Origin of the sequence: Streptomyces sp. NPDC086147 (assembly GCF_040702165.1) — a bacterium.
Classification (GTDB): domain Bacteria; phylum Actinomycetota; class Actinomycetes; order Streptomycetales; family Streptomycetaceae; genus Streptomyces.
Map to the genome: position 1 here is coordinate 99,249 of NZ_JBFBJO010000013.1, position 23,336 is coordinate 122,584.

General features: G+C 76.4%; 3 protein-coding genes. 1 reads left to right on the forward strand and 2 read right to left on the reverse strand.

The annotated features are described in order from the left end of the window. The first annotated feature begins 108 nt into the window (after positions 1 to 108). Positions 109 to 651, forward strand: a complete 543-nt coding sequence (locus AB0398_RS25240) for a 2'-5' RNA ligase family protein (RefSeq protein ID WP_366377900.1) — start codon at positions 109 to 111, stop codon at positions 649 to 651. Here the strand turns inward: AB0398_RS25240 and AB0398_RS25245 are convergent. Then, a complete protein-coding gene (locus AB0398_RS25245) occupies positions 648 to 8,213 on the reverse strand; it encodes an amino acid adenylation domain-containing protein (protein ID WP_366377901.1) in 7,566 nt (2,521 codons plus the stop codon). The genes AB0398_RS25240 and AB0398_RS25245 overlap by 4 nt on opposite strands. Next, the gene (locus AB0398_RS25250) at positions 8,210 to 22,957 is read right to left on the reverse strand and encodes an amino acid adenylation domain-containing protein (protein ID WP_366377902.1); all 14,748 of its coding nucleotides are present in this window, start codon (positions 22,955 to 22,957) and stop codon (positions 8,210 to 8,212) included. Before AB0398_RS25250 ends, AB0398_RS25245 begins: the two co-directional genes overlap by 4 nt. Positions 22,958 to 23,336: the final 379 nt, after the last annotated feature.

A 23,336-nucleotide genomic window follows, 5' to 3' on the forward strand; every position in this document is an offset into this window, starting at 1 on the left:
CGGCGGGACGGCGACCGCTCCGACCACCGGTCACCGCCGCCCGGGATCCTCATCGTCACACCGTCACGGCGACCCCGCACGCGGCGCGCACCGCCGTAGGCTGCCCGTGTGCACAGCGTGGAACTGCTGCCCGACGCGGTGACCGAGCGGGCCGTCCGGGAGGCGTGGCGGCTGCTGGCGGACGCCGGTCTGCCGAGCCTGGCCGGGCACCGCCATCCGACGAACCGGCCCCACCTCACCCTCGCCTCGGCCGACGCCCTGCCCGCGGAGGTGCGCGCCCGGCTGCTCCGGGTGCTCGCGGAGGCGCTGCCGGTGCCCCTGCGCCTCGACGGGTTCGTGCGGTTCTCCGGCCGGTTCCGCGTCCTGGCGTGGGCCGTACGGCCCGACGACGCCCTGCTCCGGCTGCACGGGGCGGTGTGGCGGGTCCTGCGCGAGGCGCCGGAGAGCGGCAGGCCGCATCCCCTCCTCGATCCCGCCCGCTGGGTCCCCCACGTCACGCTCGGCCGCGCGCGCGACGCCTCGTGGGACGTGCCGGCCGACGAGGTGCTCTCCTCGTCGGCCGACACGCCGGCGGGCGTCGTGACCGGGTCGTGGACGGCCGCCCGCAGCTACGACTCGGCCACCCGTACGGTGGTGGGCCTGGCCCCCTAGGGGGCGTCCGGGGCCGGCAGGAAGCCCGTTCCCCGGAAGTAGGCCAGGTAGCGCACGAGGACCTCCTCCGTCAGGGCCGGTGGGAGTACGCCGAACTCCGCCGCCGCGGCGGCCGTGCGGCGGGAGTCGAAGCGGCGCCCGTCCACGTCCACCGCTCCCCCGGCACCCCCGCCCTCGCCTCCGCCTTCGCCTTCGCCCAGGAACAGCTGGGCGGCGTTGTCGGGGCGGGCCGCGACGAGCGCCCGCCACTCCTCGGCGGGCACCCTGCGCAGCTCGTGGCCGAGCGTCTCGGCGACGGCGAACACCCGCTCCAGGTCCGGTGCGTCCGGATGGGTGAACTGGAAGGTCTCCGTGCCGTCGCGTCCGGCCGTCACGAGCGCCACCACCGCCGCGCTGACGTAGTCCACGGGCACCCAGCCCGTCGATCCGTGCGGCAGGTCGGGGACCGCCTTCGCCTGGAGGCAGCCCTTGATGAGCTGCCACAGCAGGTCGCGGTCCTGGCAGGCGCCGGTGGTGGTGTCGCCGCTGATGCGGCCGGGCCGGTGGACGGTGACCGGGAGGCCGCGTTCGCGCGCCAGGCCGACCAGTCCCTCCGCGACCCACTTGCTCTGCGCGTAGCCGTCGGGCAGGTTGTCGGCCGGGCCGGTCGGCGTCGTCTCCGTGACCGTCACGGGGCCGGCCGACGGGGCGTGGACGCTCGTCGTGGACACGTAGTGCATGCCAGGCGAGTCGGACGCGGCGAGCATCCGCAGCAGTTCCATGGTCCCGGCGACGTTCGCGGCGCGCAGGTCGCCGTAGCCAGCCGCGAAGTTGACCCGGGCGCCGTTGTGCAGCACGGGGCCGAGGCCGCGGACGAGCGCGGCACGGGTCTCCGGAGCGAGGCCGAGGCCCGGGGCGGCGAGGTCGCCGGGGACGGCGCGGATCAGGCCCTGGTAGCGGTCGCGCCACAGGCCGTACCGCCGCAGGTTCTCCCGCAGCCGGTGTGCGCCGTCCCGCTCGTCCGACGCCCGGACCAGGCAGTCGACCGGTTCGCCGGTCGACTCGATCAGGTCGCGCAGCAGGAACGCGCCGAGGAAACCGGAGGCGCCCGTCAGGAAGGGCCGGGGCGAGGGGCGGGAGGGGCGCCGTCGCGCCGGGTCCGCCGGTGCGGGCGTCCGCCCGGCGCCGGTGACGTCCTCGGGGAGGCGGACCTCCGCCGCCCAGTCCACCGGTCGGGGCGCGTCCGGCGGGGCGGCGGCGTCCTCGGGGTCCGCCAGGAGGCGGGCGACGCCCTCGACCGTCGGGGCGGCGAACAGGGCGCGCAGCGACAGGCGCCGGCCGCACTCCTCCTCGATCCGCCGGGCGAGGGTCACGGCGAGCAGGGAGTGCCCGCCGTGGGCGAAGAAGTCGTCCGTGACGCCGATCCGGGGCACTCCGAGCGTGCTCGCGAACACCTCGCACAGCGCCCGTTCGCGGTCGGTGCGCGGCTCGCGTCCGCCGGCGCGCGGCTCCTCGGGCGCCGGCAGGGCCTTGCGGTCCGTCTTGCCGTTGGGCGTGAGGGGGAGCGCGTCGAGGCGCACGTGGGCGGAGGGCACCATGTGGTCCGGCAGGACGTCCGCCAGGCGGGCCCGCACCTCGGCCGCGTCGGGTCCCGCCGTCCCCTCGGCGGGCACGGTGTAGGCGACCAGGCGGCGGTCGCCGGGGCGGTCCTCCCGCACGACGGCGCAGGCGGCGGCGACGCCGGGCAGCGCGGTGAGCGCCGCCTCCACTTCGCCCAGCTCGATGCGGAAGCCGCGCAGCTTGACCTGGTCGTCGACGCGGCCGGCGTATTCGAGCTGTCCGCGGTGGTTCCACCGGGCCAGGTCGCCGGTGCGGTACATCCGGCCTCCCGCCCGGTCGAACGGGTCGGCCACGAACCGGGCGGCGGTGAGCCCCGGCCGGTCGTGGTACCCGCGGGCCAGGCCCTCCCCGGAGACGTACAACTCCCCCACCACACCGGGCGGTACGGGTGCGAGGCGGTCGTCGAGGACCCGGACCCGGGTGCCGTCGACGGGCCCGCCGATCGGCACCGTGCGGTCCGGGGCGAGCGGGCCGTCCGTCTGCTGGAAGCCGCTCATGGTGGCGCAGACGGTGGTCTCCGTGGGGCCGTACGCGTTGACGAGGTGCCGTCCGCGCGCCCAGGTCCGGGCGAGGGCGGGCGGGCAGGCCTCGCCGGCGAGGACGATCGTGGTCCCGGCGGGGAGCGAGTCCGGCGGCATCACCGCGAGGGCGGCCGGCGGGAGCGTCAGATGGGTGATGCCGTGGTCGCGGACCCGGGCGGCGAGGGCCGGTCCGGGCAGCAGGGCGTCGCGCTCGTCGATCTCCAGGCAGGCCCCGGAGAGCAGGGCCATGCACAGCTCCCAGAAGGCGGCGTCGAAGCTCACCGACGCGAGGTGCAGGATCCGGCTGTCCGGGGTGAGCCGCAGCCGTTCCCGCTGGGTCGCGGCCATCGCCCCGACGCCCCGGTGGGTGACGACCACGCCCTTGGGGCGGCCGGTGGAGCCGGAGGTGTAGATGACGTACGCCGGGTGGGCCGTGTGCGGGACGGGCAGGGGGACGGACGGGTCCGGTGCCGGTTCGGCGTCTCCCGGGTACAGGTGCGGGACCGTCGTGCGCGGGAGGCCCGGGTGGAGTTCGGGGGTGGTGAGCAGCAGGCGGGGGGCCGCGTCGTCGAGCATGTGCGCGAGGCGGGCGGCCGGGTAGCCGGTGTCGAGGGGCAGATAGGCCGCGCCGGCCTTGAGCACGCCGAGCAGGGCGACCACCAGGTCGTTGCCCCGGGGCAGTGCCACGGCGACCCGGTCCTCCGGGCCGATGCCCCGCGCGGCGAGCCGCCGGGCGAGGGCGTCGGCGCGCGCGTCGAGTTCGCGGTAGGTCAGGGTGGTGTGCGCGTCGCGGACGGCCGGGGCGTCCGGGGTCCGCCGTACCCACCGGTCGAGGAGCGCGGGGAAGGTCTCCTCCGGCAGGTCCCGGCGCGGACCGGTCCCCCACCGCACGAGGCGCGCGTGTTCGGCGTCGCCGAGGACGTCGTAGGCCTGGAGGGGCAGTCCGGGGTCCTCGGTGACGGCGCCGAGCAGGCGGACGAGCCGGTCGGCCAGGCCGCGCACCGTGTCCGCGTCGAAGAGTTCGGTGGCGTAGTCGACGGAGGCCCGCATGCCGCCGGGCGCGTCTTCGTCCCCGGGCGTCTCGACGAAGGTGAACGCCAGGTCGAACTTGCTGGCGCCGAGGTCGACCGGCAGGCCGTGGACGGTGAGGCCGGGGAGGTCGACGGGGGCGGCGGGGGTGTGGTTCTGGAGCACCAGCATCGTCTGGAACAGCGGGTGGTGGGGTGCGCGCGCCGGGTTGAGGAGTTCCACGAGGCGTTCGAAGGGGACGTCCTGGTGGGCGTGGGCGGAGAGGTCGAACTCCTTGACGCGGTCGAGGAGTTCGCGGAAGGTCGGGTCGCCGCTCAGGTCGGTGCGCAGCACGAGCGTGTTCACGAAGAAGCCGACGAGGTCAGCGGTGGCTTCGTCGGTGCGTCCGGCGACGGCGGTGCCCAGGGGGACGTCCTCGCCGGCGCCGTGCCGGGAGAGCAGGAGCGCCAGGGCCGCCCGGAGCACCATGAAGACGCTGCACCCGTTCGCGCGGGCGAGCGCGGCGACCCGCCGGGCCGTGGCGTCGTCGACGGCGAAGTGGTGGGTGGCGCCCCGGTGCCGGGGTGCGGGGGGACGCGGGCGGTCCCGGGGCAGTTCGACGCATTCGGGCAGTCCGGCCAGGGCGTCCCGCCAGAAGGCGAGCTGGCGCGAGAGCGGGCTGTCGGGGTCCGTGTCGTCGCCGAGGAGGTCCCGCTGCCACAGCGTGTAGTCGGCGTAGTCGACGGGCGGCGGGGTCCACTCCGGGGCCGTTCCGCCGAGGCGGGCGCGGTAGGCGGTGCCGAGGTCGCGCAGCAGGGGGGCCAGGGACGAGCCGTCCGCGGCGATGTGGTGGACGACGAGGACGAGGACGTGGGAGTCGTCCGCGAGCCGCAGCAGGGTGGCCCGCAGGGGCAGTTCGCGTTCGACGTCGATCGGTTCGGCCACGGCCGCGGCGATCCGGTCGGCGCGCTTGTCCTCGTCGACGGAGTCGAGGAGGAGCACCGGCCGGGCGTCCTCGGGCGCGAGGACGTGCTGCACCGGGTCGCCCGCGCGCTCGGGGAAGACGGTGCGCAGGGGGGTGTGGCGGGCGACGACGTCCTGGAGGGCCCGGCGCAGGGCGTCCACGTCGAGCTCGCCCTCCAGGCGCGCCGCGAAGGGGATGTTGTACGTGGCCGAGGGGCCGTCGAGCCGGTGGAGGAACCACAGCCGCCGCTGGGCGTACGACAGGGGGAGCGCGTCGGGCCGGTGCCTCGGGGCCAGGGGCGGGCGGGCCGGGCGGGCGGCGTCCTCCAGGGCGGCGGCGAGCGAGGCGACGGTGGGGTGTTCGAAGAGCGTGCGGATCCCGGTCTCGGCGTCGAGCGCCGTACGGATCCGGCCCACGAGCAGGGTGGCGAGCAGCGAGTGGCCGCCGAGCGCGAAGAAGTTGTCGTCGGCGGCGACCCCCGGCAGGCCGAGGACGTCGGCGAACAGTCCCGCGAGGATCTCCTCGCGGGCGCCGCGCGGGGCCCGCCCGGTCGTGTCCGGCGCGGTGGCGGGCGCCGGGAGGGCCGCCCGGTCGAGCTTGCCGTTGGGCGTCAGCGGCAGCGCGTCGAGGGTCTGCACGGCCGAGGGCACCATGTACGCGGGCAGGCGGCTGCCCACGTGGGCGGTGAGGGCGGCCGGGTCGGGCGTGCGGCCGGGGGCGGGGACGACGTAGGCGGTCAGGGCGCGGTCGCCGGGCAGGTCCTCGCGGACGACGACGCACGCGGCGCGCACCGACGGGTGGGCGCGCAGGGCGGCCTCGATCTCGCCGGGCTCGATGCGGTGGCCGCGCAGCTTGACCTGCTGGTCGGCGCGGCCCACGTAGAGGACGTCTCCGCCGGAGGTGCGGCGGACGAGGTCCCCGGTGCGGTACATGCGGCCGCCGGCCGGGTCCGAGGGGTCGGCGACGAACCGGGCGGCGGTCGTGCCCGGCTGTCCGAGGTAGCCGCGCGCGACGCCCGGTCCCGCGAGGTACAGCTCGCCCTCGGCGCCGTCCGGCACGGGGCGCAGCGAGGCGTCCAGGACGAGGGCGCGCACGCCGTCGAGCGGCCGTCCGACGGACGGCGAGCCGGCCGGGTCCTCGTCGGCGGCGACGTGGTGCAGGAGGGCGAAGGTGGTGGCCTCGGTGGGGCCGTAGGCGTTGAGGACCCGCGTGCCGGGGTGGGCGGCGGCGAGCCGCTGGAGCACTCCGGGGGCGGCGGCCTCCCCTCCGGCGGCGGCGAGGCGGAGCAGGCCGAGGGCGCCCGGGTCGGTCTCGGCGAAGACGTTGAACAGGGCGGTGGTGAGGAACGCCGCGGTGACGCCGTCCCGGGCGACGAGCTCCCTGAGCCGCTCGGGCTGGAGCACGCCGTCCGGTGCCACCACGATCCGGCCGCCGCGCAGCAGCGGCACCCAGATCTCGAAGGTGGCGGCGTCGAAGACGTAGGCCGAGTGCATCAGGACCGCGTCGGCCGCGCCGTCGCCCCAGGTGCGGTCGGCCGCGAGCGCGGCGACGTCGGTGTGGGTGACGCCGACGGCCTTGGGCAGGCCGGTGGAGCCGGAGGTGAACATGGTGTAGGCGAGCCGGGCGCCGCCGACGCCGGCGGGGAGCGGGCCGGGGGCGGCGGGGCGGCCGTCCCGGACGCGGCCGGCGGCGTCCACGGTCACGATCCGCGCCTCGGGGCCGAGTTCCCGCACCCAGGGGTGCGCGCGGTTCGCCTCGTCGACGACCAGGAGGCGCGGGGCGGCGGCCCCGGTCACCCGGGTGAGCCGGTCCTCGGGCCAGCGGGGGTCGAGGGGCACGTAGGAGGCGCCCGCGCGCAGGACTCCGAGCGGGGCGGTGACCTGGGCGGCCGAGCGGCCGAGGAGGAGGCCGACGCCCTCCTCGGCGGTCGCGCCGAGGCCGGTCAGGGTCCCGGCCAGGTCGTCGGCGAGGGCGCACAGCTCCCCGTACGTGAGCCGTTCGCCGGCCCCGGTGACCGCGACCGCGTCCGGGCGGGCGGCGGCGTGCCGGGCGACGGCGTCCGGGAGGCCCGCGGTGAGCACGGCGGCCGGGAGGGCGGCGCCCTCGCCGCGGGCGAGCAGCGTCTCGCGCTCGCCGTCGAGCAGGACGGACACGGAGTCGGCCGGGCGGTCGAGGCCGTCGGCCAGCGTCGTCAGGAGGGTGCGCATCCGGGCGACGGTGCGGGCCGTCTCCTCCCGATCCAGGGCGCCGGGGCGGAAGCCGAAGGTGACGCGCAGCGCGTCGCCGGGGGCGATGGTGAGGGTGAGGGGGTAGTGGGCGGCGTCCGTGCCCTCGAACCCGGTGACGGCCAGGCCGGGCAGGCCCTGCCGGGCGGTGCGCAGGGTCTCCTCGTCCAGCGGGTAGTTCTCGAAGACGGCCAGGGTGTCGAAGAGCGTGTCGAGGCCGGTCGTCGCGCGTATCTCGGTCAGTCCCACGTGCTGGCTGCCGAGCAGCCGGCCCTGTTCGTCCTGGAGCCGGGTGAGGAGCGCGGCGAGGGTCTCGCCGGGGCGCAGGGCCAGGCGCACCGGCACGGTGTTGATGAAGAGGCCGATCATCGACTCGACGCCGGGCAGCTCCGGCGGGCGGCCGGACACGGTCGTGCCGAAGAGGACGTCCCGGCGGCCGGTGAGCCGGGAGAGCAGCAGGCCCCAGGCGCCCTGGACGAGGGTGTTGAGGGTGAGCCGGTGGGTGCGGGCGGCCGTCCGTAACCGCTCGCTGGTCGCCGTGTCGAGTTCGAGGACCAGGGTCTCGGGCAGTTCGTCCGCGCGGGCCGCCTCCGCCGTGCCGCGCCCGGCGAGCAGCGTCGGCGCCTCGACGCCCGCCAGGGCGGTGCGCCAGGCGTCGAGGGCGGCGGGCTCGTCCTGCCCGGCCAGCCAGGCGAGGTAGGTGCGGTACGGGGTGACGCGGGGCAGGGTGAGGTCGTCGCCCCGGTGCGCGTACAGCTCGAACAGCTCGCGCACGAGGAGCGGCATCGACCAGCCGTCGAGCAGGATGTGGTGGCTCGTCATCACCAGGCGGTGGCGGTCGGGTCCGGTGCGCAGCAGGGAGAACCGCATCAGCGGCGGGGTGGCGAGGTCGAAGCGCCGGGTGCGGTCGGCGGCGAGGAAGGCGCGGACCCGCTCCTCGGTCGTCCGCCCGTCGTCCGGGGCCGTGAGGTCGTGGTGTTCGAGCGGCACCGGGACCTCGGCGGCCACGGCCTGCACCGGCTCGTCGAGGTCCTCGTGGAGGAAGCCCACGCGCAGGTTGGCGTGCCGGCGAAGGAGCGTGCCGACGGCGGCGTGCAGCGCGGCGGTGTCGACGGTGCCTTCGAGGGTGAAGACGAACTGCGCGGTGTAGACGTCGACGGCGTCGGAGTCGTAGAGCGCGTGGAAGAGCATGCCCGCCTGCAACGGCGTCAGCGGCAGGACGTCTTCGAGCTGGAACCCGGTCACTTGCGGCCACCCCACTTGTTCTTCAGTCGGTCGAGCTGGTTCTGGTCGAGGGAGACCAGGGGAAGGTCGGACGGCGTCCAGCCGCCCGCGTCGGGCCGTTCGGCGTGTTCGGCGATCGCCTTCAGGGCCCGGTCGAAGGCGTCGGCGAGGGCCGCCACGTCCTCCTCGGCGAGGAGGTCGGCGGGCCAGGTCCAGCGCGTCACGAGGCGCGGCCCGCCGGGCCGGTCCTCGGTGTGGGCGTTGATGTCCAGGACGTGGTGGACCGGCATGTCCCGGTCCTGGGCGGCCGGGCCGCCGCCGTCGAGCACCACCTGCCAGTCGGCGTCCCCGTCGCCCGCCGGGTCCTCCGCCGCGTACCGGCCGAGGTAGTTGAAGCCGATCTGGGGTTCGGCGGCTCCTTCGAGGCGGGCCCGCGCGCCGGGGTCGAGGCGGCGGAGCACGCCGTGGCCGATGCCGTGGTCCGGCACGGCCCGCAGCTGCTCCTTGACGCGTTTGACGGCCCGGTCCACGAGGTCGGCGCCGAAGCGTGCGGGATCGCGCGGGTCGAGGGGGCCGGGGTCGAGCAGGACGGGGTGGAGGCTGGTGAACCAGCCGACCGTACGGGACAGGTCGAGGTGTCCGGCGATCTGTTCGCGGCCGTGGCTCTCCAGGTCGAGCAGCACGCCGGTGCCCTCCGGGCGCGGTGCGCCGGTCCGGTCGGCGCGTTCCGCGCGCCAGGAGCGGACGGCGAGGGCGAGGGCCGTGAGCAGGACGTCGTCCACGCCGGCGTGGAAGGCGCTCGGGGCGGTGGTGAGCAGGGCCCCGGTGCGGGCGGCCGCCGGGTGGGTGGTCAGGGTCCGGGTCCGGCCCGCCGTGTCCCGCGCGGGGTCGAGGGGCCGGTCGGCGAGCGGCGGGTCGGACGCCCGCGCCACCGTCTCCCACAGCGGGAGTTCGGCCGCCCGGGTGCCTTCCCTGGCCTGGGCGGTGAGGAGCCGTGCCCAGGAACGGTAGGAGGTGGTGACGGGCGGCAGGACGGGGGCGGGCGCCCCGGCGGTGGCTTGCGGCGCGGGGCCGGTGGCGGTGGTTTCCGGCGCGGGGCCGGTGGCGGCGGACACGGGGGCGTGTGCCGGGTCGACAGCGGTACCGGCGGCGGACACCGAGGCGTATGCCGGATCGGTACCGGTGCCGGACACGGCGCGCCAGGCCGTGGCCAGGTCCTCGACGAGGACGCGCCAGGACACCGCGTCGACCGCCAGGTGGTGCACGACGAGCAGCAGGCGTCCGCGCGTCCGGGGGCCGGCGTCACACCAGACCGCCTCGAACACCTCGCCGTGCGCGGGCCGCAGCCGTTCCCTGGCCCGCTCGCCGGCCTCGGCGAGGGCGGCGCGGACCCCGTCCGCGTCCCGTCCCGCGACGTCGATCCGGGTGAGGCGGGGGCGGACCGGCACGGTGCCCCGGGGCAGGGTCTCCAAGGCCGGTTCTCCTCCGGCGGTGCGGATGACCCGCACCCGCAGCATGTCGTGGTGGTCGACGAGGAGCTGGAGCGCGGCGGCCAGGCGCTCCTCGTCGGCGTCCTCGGGGGTCCGCAGCACCGCGGACTGGTTGTAGCCGTCCGTGGGGCCCGGCCGGTCCAGGAACCAGGCCGCGATGGGGGTGAGCGGCATGGTGCCCACGCCGTCGTCGGCCGGGGCCGGGGTCCGCCCGTCGAGCTCCTCGGCGGCCGCCGCGATCGCCTCCGGCGTGCGGTGCAGGAAGACGTCCCGGGGGGTGATGCCGAGCCGGTTCTCGCGGACCCGGCTGACCAGCTGGATGGAGAGGATGCTGTCGCCGCCCAGGGCGAAGAAGTCGTCGTCGGTGCGGACGCCGGGCAGGCGCAGCACCGTGGCGAACACCTCGCACAGGATCCGCTCCCGCTCGGTGCGCGGCTTCCCGCCGTCCCGCCCGGCCTCCGCGGAAGGGCGGGCGGGGGCCGGGAGCGCGCGCCGGTCCGTCTTGCCGTTGGGCAGCAGCGGCAGCGCGTCCAGGGGGACGAAGACGGCGGGGATCATGTACGGCGGGAGGGACGCGGCGAGCCGTTCCCGGAGCGCGGGGGCGTCGGGGACGCCGGGGCCGCCGGGTTCGGGGACGGTGTAGGCGACGAGGCGCTGTTCGCCGGGCCGGTCCTCGCGGACGAGCACGGAGGCGGTGCCGACGCCGGGGAGCGCGGTGAGGGCGGCCTCGATCTCGCCGGGCTCGATGCGCAGGCCGTGCAGTTTGACCTGGTCGTCGGCGCGGGCCACGTAGGCGAGGAGGCCGTCGGCGGCGCGGCGGACGAGGTCGCCCGTGCGGTACATCCGGGTGCCGGGGGGTCCGAACGGGTCGGCGACGAACCGTTCGGCGGTCAGGCCGGGGCGGCCGAGGTAGCCGCGGGCCAGGCCCTCGCCGGCGAGGTACAGCTCGCCCACGACGCCCGGCGGGACCGGGGCGAGCCCGTCGTCCAGGACGTACGCGCGGGTGTTGTCGACCGGTCGGCCGAGCGGCACCGTGGCCGTGTCCCGGATGCCGGACGCGGCCGGGGCGGACGTGCTGGTGTCGGGCGCGGTCGTGTCGGGCGCGGTCGTCGTGCCGGACGTCGCCGTCGTGCCTGATGCCGTCGGGTCGGCGGGCCGGTGGCGGTGGGCGGTGGCGTCGATGGTCGCCTCGGTCGGCCCGTACAGGTTGTGCACCTCGGCGCCCCAGGCGCGTCCGGCGCGTCCGGCCAGGGACGCGGTCAGCGGCTCGCCGCCGCACAGGACGGCCCGGAGGGCGGCCGGCGGTTCCTCGCGCCCGGTCTCGCCGAGGACGAGGGCCAGGAGCGAGGGCACGAACTGGGCGATCGTCACTCCTTCCTGCCGCATCCGGGCGAGGAGTCCGACCGGGTCGTGGTTGAGGGACGGCGGCACGGGGCAGGTGGCGCCGCCGTGCAGCAGCGGCAGCCAGGTCTCCCACACCGAGGCGTCGAAGCTCGGCGAGGTGCGGGCGAGGACGCGGTCGGCGTCGGTGAGGGACAGGTGGTCGGCCATCCACGCCATGTGGTTGGTGAGCGCGGCGTGGGTGACGACGACGCCCTTGGGGCGGCCGGTCGATCCCGAGGTGTGGATGACGTAGGCGGCGTCCCGGGGGTCCGGTACGGCGTCCGGTACGGGCTCCGTACCGGGTTCCGCCGCCTCCGGGCCGTCGACCGCGAGGACGGGCACCGGCAGGTCCGGCAGCGTCCGCAGGGTCGCCGTCGAGGTCACCAGGAGGACGGGCCGGGCGTCCTCGACCACGAAGCCGAGCCGGGCGGCGGGGTACTCCGGGTCGACCGGCAGCCACGCGGCGCCGGCCTTGGCGACCGCGAGCATGGCCACCACCTGGTGGGTCGTGCCGGGCAGCGCGAGCGCCACCACGTCCCCGCGGCCGACCCCGCGCCCGCGCAGGAGGCGCGCCACGGCGTCGGAGAGCTCGTCCAGTTCGGCGAAGGTCGTGTTCCGTTCGCCGTCCCGCACGGCGACCGCGCCGGGAGTGCGGTCGCGCTGGGCGCGGAACGCCTCGGGCACGGTCCGCGCCCGCACCTGCCGGGCGGGGCCGTGTCCGCTCCGGACGAGCGCGGCCCGCTCGTCCGCCGTCAGGACGTCCGCCGTGCGGATCCGCCGGTCCGGGGCGGCGGCGAGCGAGCCGAGGAGCCGGGTCAGACGGGCGGCGAGGGCGTGCGCGGTGGAGTGCGCGAAGAGGTCGGTGGCGAACTCCAGGTTCCCGTCGAGGCCGGCGGGGCCGCCCCGCTCGTCCCGGCGCTCGGTGAAGGTGAACGTGAGGTCGAACTTGCTGATGCCGGTGCGGACCGGCTGCTCGGCCACCGTGAGGCCCGGCAGGTCCACGGTCGCCCCGCCGTGGTTCTGGAGCACCAGCATGGTCTGGAACAGCGGGTGGCGGTTCTGGGCCCGCTCGGGGTCGAGCGCGTCCACCAGGCGTTCGAAGGGCACGTCCTGGTGGGCGTAGGCCGCGAGGTCGAACTCCCGCACCCGGTCGAGGACCTCGGCGAACGTGGGGTCGCCGCTCAGGTCGGTGCGCAGGACCAGGGTGTTGACGAAGAAGCCGACCAGGTCGTCGAGCGCCTCGTCGGTGCGTCCCGCGACGGGCGTGCCCAGCGGGACGTCCTCGCCGGCGCCGTGCGCGCGCAGCAGGACCGCGAGCGCGGCCTGGAGCACCATGAAGAGGCTGCATCCCCGGGACCGGGCGAGGTCGGCGAGGGCGCGGTGCGTCGCGGCGTCGACCGGGAAGGGGAACGCGTCGCCCCGGTGCGTGGCGACGGCCGGGCGCGGCCGGTCGAGCGGCAGGTCGAGGAGGTCGGGCAGTCCGGCGAGCGCGGTCCGCCAGAACTCCAGCTGCCGGGCGGCCGTGCCGGACGGGTCCTCCTCGTCGCCGAGGAGCTCGCGCTGCCAGAGGGTGTAGTCCGCGTACTGGACGGGGAGTGCGGCCCAGGCCGGGTCCTCCCCCGCGACGCGGGCGCGGTAGGCCGTGCCGAGGTCGCGGGCGAGCGGGGCGAGGGACCAGCCGTCGCCCGCGATGTGGTGGACGAGGAGCACCAGGACGTGGGAGTCGTCCCCGAGGCGGAGCATCCGGGCCCGCACCGGCCGTTCGGCGCCCACGTCGAAGGCGTACGCGGTCTCGGCGCCGAGGACCGCGTCGAGCAGGTCCGGTGCGACGTCGCGGGGCGTCAGGTCGATGTCGGCGCCGGCGGCGTCGAGGACCCGCTGCCCCGGCACGCCCGCGGTGTCGGGGAAGACCGTGCGCAGGCTCTCGTGCCGTTCGACCACGTCCGTGAGGGCGCGGGTCAGGGCGTCCGTGTCCAGCGGGCCGTCCAGCCGCAGGACGAGCGGCACGTTGTACGTGGAGCTCGGGCCCTCGAAGCGGTGGAGGAACCACAGGCGCTGCTGGGCGTAGGACAGCGGCATCGGGTCGGGCCGGTGCGCGACCCGTCCGAGCCGTGCCCTGGCCGCGCCCGCGCCGTCGAGGGCGGCGGCGAGGGCCGCGGGCGTCGGGTGTTCGAAGACCGTTCTGACCTCGGTCTCCACGTCGAGCACGGTGCGCAGCCGGGCGGCGAGGCGGGTGGCGAGCAGGGAGTGGCCGCCGAGGGCGAAGAAGTCGTCGTCGGCGCCCACCGTCCGCAGGCCGAGCAGGTCGGCGAAGAGGCCGCAGACGATCTCCTCGCGGGCGGTGCGCGGGGCCCTGCCGCGGGCCGGGGCGTCGTGGTCGGGCGCCGGGAGGGCGGCGCGGTCCACCTTTCCGTTGGGGGTGAGCGGGAACGCGTCCAGCGGGACGATCGCGCCGGGCACCATGTAGGCGGGCAGGGCGCGGCCGACCTCGCGGGCGAGTTCGGCGGGGTCGGGCCGGGCGCCGGCGGCCGGCACGACGTAGGCGACGAGCCGGCGGTCGCCCGGCACGTCCTCGCGGACCAGGACGAACGCGTCGGCCACCTCGGGGCGGCCCGCGAGGACGGCCTCGATCTCGCCGGGTTCGACGCGGTGGCCGCGCAGCTTGACCTGGCCGTCGGCACGGGCGACGTAGGCGATGTGCCCGTCCGGGGTCCAGCGCACGAGGTCGCCGGTGCGGTACATGCGGCCGCCGTCGGCCGCGAAGGGGTCGGCGACGAACCGGGTGGCGGTGGCTCCGGGGCGTCCGGTGTAGCCGCGCGCCACGCCGCGCCCGGCGAGGTACAGCTCGCCCACCACGCCCGGCGGGACCGGGCGGAGGGCGTCGTCCAGGACGTGGAGCCGCATGCCGTCCAGGGGGCGGCCGATGGGCGGCGGTCCGGCCGGGAGGTCGCCGGCGACGGCGTACCGGGTGGCGAAGGTGGTGGTCTCGGTGGGTCCGTAGACGTGCAGGACGCGGGTCTCCGGGGCGAGCGCGGCGACCCTCTGCATCGCGTCGGGGGAGGCGAGTTCGCCGCCCGCGCAGACCGTCCGGAGTCCGGCGAAGACCCCGGGGTCGGTCTCGGCGACGACGTTGAACAGGGCGGTCGTCAGGAAGACGGCCGTCACCCCGTGCTCGTGGACGGCGTCGTCGAGGGTCCGGGCCTCCAGGAGGCCGTCCGGTGCCACGACGACCCGGCCGCCGTTGAGGAGCGGGGTCCAGATCTCGAACGTGGAGGCGTCGAAGACGTACGCCGAGTGCATCAGGACGGCGTCGGCGGCGCCGTCCGCCCAGGCCGCGTCGTGCGCGAGGGCGACGACGTCCGCGTGGCCGACGCCGACGCCCTTGGGCAGGCCGGTGGAGCCGGAGGTGAACATGGTGTAGGCGAGGGCGTCCGGGGCGGGTACGGGCGCCGGGGTTCCGGGCCGGTCCGGGGCGCCGCGCAGCACGCGTCCGAGCCGGTCCACGACGACGACCGGCAGGGTGCCGGCCCGCGCGGTCACCCAGGGGGAGGCGGCGTTCTCCTCGTCGACGACCAGGACGCGGGGCTCCGCCACGGCGGCGACCCGGTCGAGCCGTTCGCCGGGCCAGCGCGCGTCCAGCGGCACGTAGGCGGCGGCCGCGCGGACCGTGCCGAGGGAGACGGCGACCACGGCGGGCGACCGGCCCAGGAGCACGCCGACGGAGTCCTCGGGTCCGACGCCGAGACCGGCGAGGTCGGCGGCGAGGGCGGCGGAGATCCGGTCGAGTTCGGCGTAGGAGAGGGTGGTGGCGCCGTCCGCGACGGCCGGCGCGCCGGGGGTGCGGCGGGCCCACCGCGCGAAGAGGGCGGGCAGGGTGGCGTTCCCGGTGTCGGTCCCGGTTCCGGTGTCGGCTCCGGATTCGGCTCCGGCGGGGAGGGCGCGGCCGGTGCCCCAGCGGGTGACGCGGAGGTGTTCGTCCGGGGTGAGCGGGTCGTGTCCGGACAGGCGCCGGTCCGGGTCGGCGGCCACCTGTTCGAGCAGCCGGACGAGCCGGGCCGCGAGCGCCTCGACGGTGGTGCGGTCGAAGAGCGCGGTGGCGTACTCGATGCCCGCGCTCAGGCCGCCCCCTTCACCGCCGCCGTCGCCGTCCCCGTTCTCGTTCTCGTCGAACGCGAAGGTGAGGTCGAACTTGCTCAGTCCGTTGTGGACGAGCCGGTGTTCGACGGTGAGGCCGGGCAGGTCGGGGCGGACGGACCGCTGGTTCTGCAGGACCAGCATGGTCTGGAAGAGCGGGTGGTGGTCCCGGGCGCGGACGGGGTTGAGGCTCTCGACGAGCCGCTCGAACGGCACGTCCTGGTGGGCGTGGGCCGTCAGGTCGAACTCCCTGACGCGGTGCAGCAGTTCACGGAAGGTCGGGTCGCCGGACAGGTCGGTGCGCAGGACGAGCGTGTTGACGAAGAAGCCGACCAGGTCCTCCAGGGCCTCGTCGGTGCGGCCGGCGACCGGTGAGCCGAGCGGGACGTCGTCGCCCGCGCCGTGCTGCCGCAGCAGCGCGGCCACGGCCGCCCGGAGCACCATGAAGAGGGTGCTGCCGGAGGCGCGGGCCAGGTCGAGGAGGGCCGTGTGCAGGGCGGGCGGCACGTCGAAGGCGACCACGGCTCCCCGGGGGTCCGCGACGGCGGGACGGGGCCGGTCGAGGGGTAGTTCGAGCAGTTCGGGCAGGCCCGCGAGCGCGCCGCGCCAGTGGTCGAGCTGCCGGTCGAGGACGTCGCCGTCCTCCCGGAGGAGGTCGTGCTGCCAGAGGGCATAGTCGGCGTACTGGAGCGGGGTGCCGGCCGCGGGTTCGGGCGCCCGGCCGGCGAGCCGGGCCCGGTAGGCGTCGCCCAGGTCCCGGGTCAGCGGCCCCAGGGACCAGCCGTCGCCCGCGATGTGGTGGAGGACCAGGACCAGGACGTGGTGTTCGGGGGCGGCGCGCAGCAGCCGGGCGCGCAGCGGCGGATCGGTGAGCACGTCGAACGGTTCGCGCACGGCGGCCAGGACGGCCGCCTCCAGGTCCGTCGGCGCCGTGCTCTCGACGGGCGGCCGGGGTACGGCGGTGGCGGCGGGCAGCACCACCTGGTGGGGCACTCCGTCCCGTTCGGGGAAGACGGTGCGCAGCGACTCGTGGCGCTCCACGACGTCGAGCAGGGCGGCGCGCAGGGCGTCCGCGTCCAGCGTGCCGCGCAGTTCCAGGACCAGGGGGACGTTGTAGGTGGAGCCGGGCCCTTCGAGGCGGCCGAGGAACCACAGCCTGCTCTGCGCGAAGGACAGCGGCAGGGGGTCGGGGCGCCGCCGGACGGGCGTCACCGCGGGACGGGCCGGTGCCGCCGGGTCCAGGACCCGGGCGAGGGCGGCGGCCGTCGGGTGCTCGAAGAGGGTGCGTACGGCCAGGTCGGCGCCGAGGACGGAGCGGATCCGGCTGACGACGCGCATCGCGAGGAGGGAGTGTCCGCCGATGTCGAAGAAGCTGTCGTGCGGTCCGACGGACGGGCGTTCCAGGACGTCGGCGAAGATCCCCGTGACCAGGTCCTCGCGCAGGGTCCGGGGGCCCGGCCCCGTCCGGTCCGGGTCCTCGTCGGGGACGGGCAGGGCGCCCCGGTCCACCTTTCCGTTGGGCAGCAGCGGCAGCGCGTCGAGGACGACGACCGCCTCGGGCACCAGCTGGTGCGGCAGGGTCCCGGCGAGCGCGTCCCGCAGGGCGGTGGCTCCCGGCGCCGGGTCGGTGGCGACGGCGTACGCGACGAGCCGGGGGCGCCCCGGGGTGTCCTCGCGGACCACCGCGCAGGCGGCCGTGACGCCGGGCAGGCCGAGGAGGGTCGCGGCCACCTCGCCCGGCTCGATCCGGAAGCCGCGGAGCTTGACCTGGTCGTCGGCGCGGCCGACGTAGGCGAGCCGCCCGTCGCGGTCCCACCGGACCAGGTCGCCGGTCCGGTACATGCGGGCGCCGGGGGCGTCGAAGGGGTCGGCGACGAAGCGGGAGGCGGTGAGCCCCGGGCGGTCGAGGTAGCCGCGGGCGAGGTTGGGGCCCGACAGGTACAGCTCTCCGGTGACGCCGGGCGGCACGGGGCGCAGCCGCCCGTCGAGGACGTAGGCGCGCATCGCGTCGACGGGCCGCCCGATGGGCACGGACCCGCCCTGCGCCGACACGGCCTCCGCCGGGTCCACCCGGTGCGCGGTGGCGTCGATGGTCGCCTCGGTCGGCCCGTACAGGTTGTGTGGCTCGGCGTGCCACCGGGCGGCGACGGCGTCGGCGAGGGTGCGCGGCAGGGGTTCGCCGCCGCAGAGGACGGCCCGCAGGGCGGGCGGCGGTCCGGCCTCGGTCTCCTCGGCGAGGACGAGCGCGAGGTGGGAGGGGACGAACTGGGCCACGGTGACGTCGAACCGGCTCATCCAGGAGAGGAGTTCGCGCGGTTCGCGGTTGGCGCCCGGGGGTGCCACGCAGACCTCGGCGCCCTGCGTGAGCGGCAGCCACAGCTCCCAGACGGAGGCGTCGAAGCTGGTGGAGGTGCGGGCGAGGACCCGGTCGTCCCGGGTGAGGTCCAGATGGCGCGCCATCCAGGCCATGTGGTTGGCGAGGGCCTCGTGGGGGACGACGACGCCCTTGGGGCGGCCGGTCGACCCGGAGGTGTAGATGACGTAGGCGGCGTCGGCCGGATGGGGCGGGGTCCGGTCCCCGGCCTCGGCGGCCGGACCGGAGGTGCGCACGGCCGGGTCCGCGACTCGCGCACCCTGGTCCGTGGCCCGTATTGCCGGGTCCGTGGCCCGTACGGCCGGGTCGTCGAGGGAGAGCCGGGGTATGTCGCCCGTCGGTATGCCGGCGGGGACGTCCGTCCCGGTGAGGAGGAGGACGGGGCGCGCGTCGTCCAGCATCTGGCGGATGCGGGCGTGGGGGTACTCGGGGTCGACGGGCACGTACGCGGCTCCGGCCCGCAGCACGGCCAGCATGGCGACCGCGGTGTCCACCGATGCGGGGACCGCGAGCGCCACCAGGGCGCCGCGGCCGGCGCCGCGCTCGCGCAGCACGCGGGCGAGGGCGTCGGCCCGCGCGTGCAGTTCGGCGTACGTGAGGGTGGTGCGGGGGTCGCGCACGGCGGGCGCGTCCGGGGTGCGGGCGGCCCACTCCCCCACGGCCTCGGGCACGGTGAGGGACGGCAGCGGGCGGCGTTCGCCGCGCCCCCGCTCCAGGAGGTCCGCGCGCTCGTCCGGGGTGAGCGGGTCGAAGTCGTCGACGGCGCGGTCGGGTTCGGCCACGGCGAGGGCGAGGACGCGGGCGAACCGGTCGGCGAGCGCGCGGGCGGTGGACCGGTCGAAGAGCTCCGTGGCGTATTCGAGGTGGCCGCCGAGCCGGACGGCGGGGCGTTCTCCCGTGCCGTCGGCGCCCGGGGCCTCCGAAGCCTCCGGGACCTCCACGAGCGAGAACGTCAGGTCGAACTTGCTGATGCCGGTGTGCCGTGACCGGTCCCGCACGGTGACGCCGGGCAGGTCGAGCACGGCCGTCCGCTGGTTCTGGAGCACCAGCATGGTCTGGAAGAGCGGGTGGTGGCCGCCGGACCGGTCCGGGTTGAGCTCCTCGACCAGCCGCTCGAACGGCAGGTCGGCCCGGTCGAAGGCCGCGAGGTCGAACTCGGTCACCCGGCGCAGCAGTTCGCGGAAGGCGGGGTTGCCGGACAGGTCCGTGCGCAGCACGACGGTGTTGACGAAGAAGCCCACCAGTTCGTCCAGGGCCTCGTCGGTCCGGCCCGCCACCGCGGTGCCCAGCGGGATGTCGGTGCCCGCGCCGTGGGAGCGGAGCGTCACCGCGAGCGCGGCCTGGAGGACCATGAAGGGCGTGCAGCCCGTGTCGCGGGCGAGGGCGCCGAGCCGCGCGTACGCGTCGGCGGGCAGGTCGAAGGGCACGGCGTCGCCGCGGTGGTCCGGGACCGCCGGCCGGGGCCGGTCCAGGGGCAGTTCGAGGAGGTCGGGGGCGCCGCGCAGGGCGCCGCGCCAGAAGTCGAGCCGGCGGGCCACCGGGCTCTCCGGGTCGGCGTCGTCGCCGAGCAGTTCCCGCTGCCAGAGGGTGTAGTCGGCGTACTGGACGCGCAGTTCGGGCCAGTCGGGCGCGGTGTCCGTGGTCCGGGCGCGGTAGGCGGATCCGAGGTCGCGGCAGAGCGGGGCGAGCGACCAGCCGTCGGCGGCGACGTGGTGGAGCACGAGGACCAGGACGTGCCGGTCGGGGCCGGTGGCGAGCAGCCGGGCGCGCACGGGGAGGTCGGCGGTGAGGTCGAAGGGCTCCGAGGTCAGCCGGCGCACGGTCCGTTCGGCCCAGTCGCCGGCCGGTTCGCCCGCCGGGGGCGTCTCGACGGCGAGGGGGACGAGCGACGCGGCGGTCCGGGCGTCGGCCACGACCTGGCGGGCCGCGCCGTCGTGCTCGGCGAGCACGGTCCGCAGGGTCTCGTGCCGGGCGACCACGTCGGCGAGGGCGCCGCGCAGCACCCCGGTGTCGAGGGGGCCTTCGAGGTCGAGGACGAGCGGCACGTTGTAGGTGTCCCCCGCGTCCTCGGCGCGGTTGAGGAACCACAGCCGCTGCTGGGCGAAGGACGGCGGGAGCGGATCGGGCCGGTCCCTGGGGACGACGGCGGGCCGGGCCTCCCCGGCCGTTCCGAGGGTGGCGGCGAGGGAGGCCACCGTGGGGTGGGCGAAGAGGTCGCGCAGTTCGGTGTCGGCGCCCGTCGCGGCCCGCACCCGCGAGACGAGCCGGGTGGCGAGCAGGGAGTGGCCGCCCAGGGAGAAGAAGTTGTCGTCGACGCCCACGGCGGGCACGCCGAGGACGTCGGCGAACAGGCCCGCGAGCACCTCCTCCTGCGGGGTGCGCGGGGCGGACCCCTGGGTGGTGGGGGCCTGGGGGGCGGGCAGGGCCCGCCGGTCGACCTTGCCGTTGGCGTTCAGGGGCAGCGCGTCGAGGAGGACGAACGCGGAGGGGACGGTGTACGCGGGCAGGACGCGGGCGAGGGCGTGGGCGAGTCCCGGGCCGTCCGGGCGCGTGCCGGGGGCCGGTACGACGTAGGCGACGAGCCGGCGGTCGCCCGGGGCGTCCTCGCGGACCAGTACGCGGGCGTCGCGGACGTCGGGGCGGGCGAGGAGGGCGTTCTCGACCTCGGCGGGTTCGATGCGGAATCCGCGGAGCTTGATCTGTCCGTCGGTCCGTCCCGCGTACTCGACGTCCCCGTGCGCCGTCCAGCGCGCCAGGTCGCCGGTGCGGTACATCCGGCCGCCGTTCCCGTCGTACGGGTCGGGGACGAAGCGGGTCGCCGTGAGGCCGGGCCGGCCCAGGTAGCCGCGGGCGACTCCGGTGCCGCTCACGTACAGCTCGCCCACGACGCCGGGGGGCACGGGGCGGAGGGAGTCGTCGAGCACGTACAGGCGCGTTCCGTCGAGGGCCCGGCCGATGGGCGGGACGCCGGGGGCACCGGGCCCGACCCGGTGGCGGGAGGCGAACGTGGTGGTCTCGGTGGGTCCGTACACGTGCAGGACGTGGGTCCCGGGGGCCGCGGCGGCCATCCGTCCCATCAGGTCGGGGGCGGCGGCCTCGCCGCCGGCGGCGACCAGGCGCAGGCCCGCGAAGGCCGTCGGGTCGGTCTCGGCGACGACGTTGCAGAGCGCGGTGGTGAGGAAGACGGCGGTCACGCCGTCGCGGGCGGTCGCGTCCTTGAGCCTGCGGGCGTCCAGGAGGCCCTCGGGGGCGACGACGACCCGGCCGCCGTTGAGGAGCGGCACCCAGATCTCGAACGTGGAGGCGTCGAAGACGTACGCCGAGTGCATGAGGACCGCGTCGCCGGCGCCTCCGGTCCAGGCGGAGTCGGCGGCGAGGGCGAGGACGTCGGCGTGGCCGACCCCGACGCCCTTGGGCAGGCCGGTGGAGCCGGAGGTGAACATGACGTACGCGAGCCGGTCGCCGCGGAGGGGTCCCGGCAGCGGGCCGGGCCGTTCCGGGCCGCCCCGGAGGACGGTGCCCGTGCGGTCGACCACGAGGACGGGCAGCCGGGTGGCGGCCTCCTTCACCCAGTCGCGTCCGGCGGCGTCCTCGTCGACGACCAGGGCGCGGACGCGGGCGGTCCCGGCGACGCGGTCGAGGCGTTCGGCCGGCCAGTCGGCGTCCATCGGCACGTAGGCGGTCCCCGCCTGCACAGCGCCGACCGAGGCGGTCACGACGGCGGCCGAACGGCCCGCGAGGACGCCGACCCCGTCCTCGGCGCCGAGGCCCCAGCCGGTGAGGGCGCGGGCCAGGGCCGTGGCCCGCTCGGCCAGTTCGGCGTACGGGAGGGTGGTGGCGCCGTCCACGACGGCGGGGGCGCCGGGGGTGGCGCGGACGCGCGCGGCGAACGCCTCCGGCAGGCTCGTGGCCGTGGTCCCGGCCGGGAGTTCCGCGCCGCGCCCGTGGTCGAGGAGCGCCCCGGCGGCCTCCGCGTCGAGCAGCGGGAGGTCGCGCACGGGCGTGTCGGGGTCCGCGTCGGCGAGGGCGGTGAGGAAGCCGACCACGGCCTGCTGGTGGAGCCGGACGTCGTCGGGATGGTAGAGCGCCGGGTTGGTGTCGAAGCCGATCAGCGGGCCGGTCGCCTCGGCCCGTTCGGAGACGAACAGGGACACGTCGTCGACGGGGCCGATGGACAGCAGGCGGGAGGTGGCGGGGCTGCCGGCGAAGTCCAGGTCGTAGCCGTAGCCCATGATGTTCACGACGAGGTCCGTGAGCCGTGCCGCCCCGTCGGCCAGGTTCAGTTCGCGGGCCAGCTGTTCGCGCGAGAAGCGGCGGTGGCGCAGGGCTCCGCGCATCTCGGCGGCGACGCTCCGGACGAGTTCCCCGACCGTCGTGCCGGGGTCGACGGTCAGTCTCAGGGGCAGGACGGTGGAGGTCATCCCGACCACGTGCAGGAGCGCGCCGTGGCGGCCGTGGGAGGCGAGGCCCACGCAGACCTCGCGGCGTCCGGTGACCCGTGCCGCGTAGGCGGCGACCGCCGCGACGAGGACGGCGCTCCAGGTGGTGCGGTTGCCGGCCCCGAGCCGTCGCAGCCCGTCGAACACGGGCGGGGGGAGGGTCTCGCCCGTGTGGAGGGCGACGGCGCCGGGACCGGACGGGTCGTCGTTACCGGGGCGTTCGCCGTCTTCCGGCCGGTCGGTGCGTCTTCTGAGGAGGGGTGTCCCGTCCGTGCCGCCGGCTCCGTCCGCGGCGCGGTCGGAGAACTTCTCGGTCCAGTAGGCTCGGTCAGCCTCCAGCCGGCCGGAGGTGCGGTGGGCGGCCTCGTCGGCCACCAGGGCGTGCAGGGGGCCGGTGGGCGGTTCCAGTGCCGCGAGGTCCTCGCCGCGCGCCGCACGCGCGTAGAAGTCGGCCACGGTCCGGGCGAAGAGCGAGCCGCCGAGGCCGTCCACGGCGATGTGGTGGTAGCGGACGTACCAGTAGTGGAGCCGCGGGCCGAGCCGGAGCAGGGCGAAGTGGTGGTGCGGCGCTTCGAGGCGGTCGACGGTGGCCATGTCGTCGGCCATGTACCGTTCCGCCGCCGCGACGGGGTCGTCGGCTCCGGTGAGGTCCACCCGGTGCAGCCGGTCGGTTCCGGCCGCCGGGCGGAGGACGCGCTGGCGGACGGGGCCGTCCTCGGCGACGAACGCGATGTTCAGGCTGTCGCAGAGGTCGGCCGCCCGGTTGAGAGCGGCGGAGAATAATCTCTCGTCGAGCCCTCCGTGAATCTCCAGGCATTCCCCGATGTTGTATTTGGGGCTGTCCGGGTCGACCAGTTGGCCGTACCACACACCCTGCTGGGCCGTAGTCAGTTCGAGGAATTCGGGGGTTGACTCGTCCGACGGAAAGGAGTGGTCTTCAGGCATGCCGACGACACCTTCGGTGAGGTTTTCAGGGGACGGTTGAGCGGAGTTCTGGCATTCGGCACGACGAGATCGCGAGGGCTTTCTTCCGTGCGGCGGCATGCGCGGGGAAACGCCGCCCGGTCTTCACCGCGGGCGTCGCGGAGATCTCGTGCGGGAAGGTGCCCGCCCCGTGCGGAACCGCGCGGACCGGAGGGTTCCGCACAGGGGGGAGGAAGGCCACAGGGCGCCCCTTCGACGGTTTCCGAAGGAGGTTCCGGGGCGTCATGAACAGTCGGTCACTACAAATGACCGACCGGGTATCACTCTTGAGCGAAACTGATCACCATGTGCGCGAAGTTGACAGCCGGGTCACCGGAAGTACGCCCTGACCTGCACGATG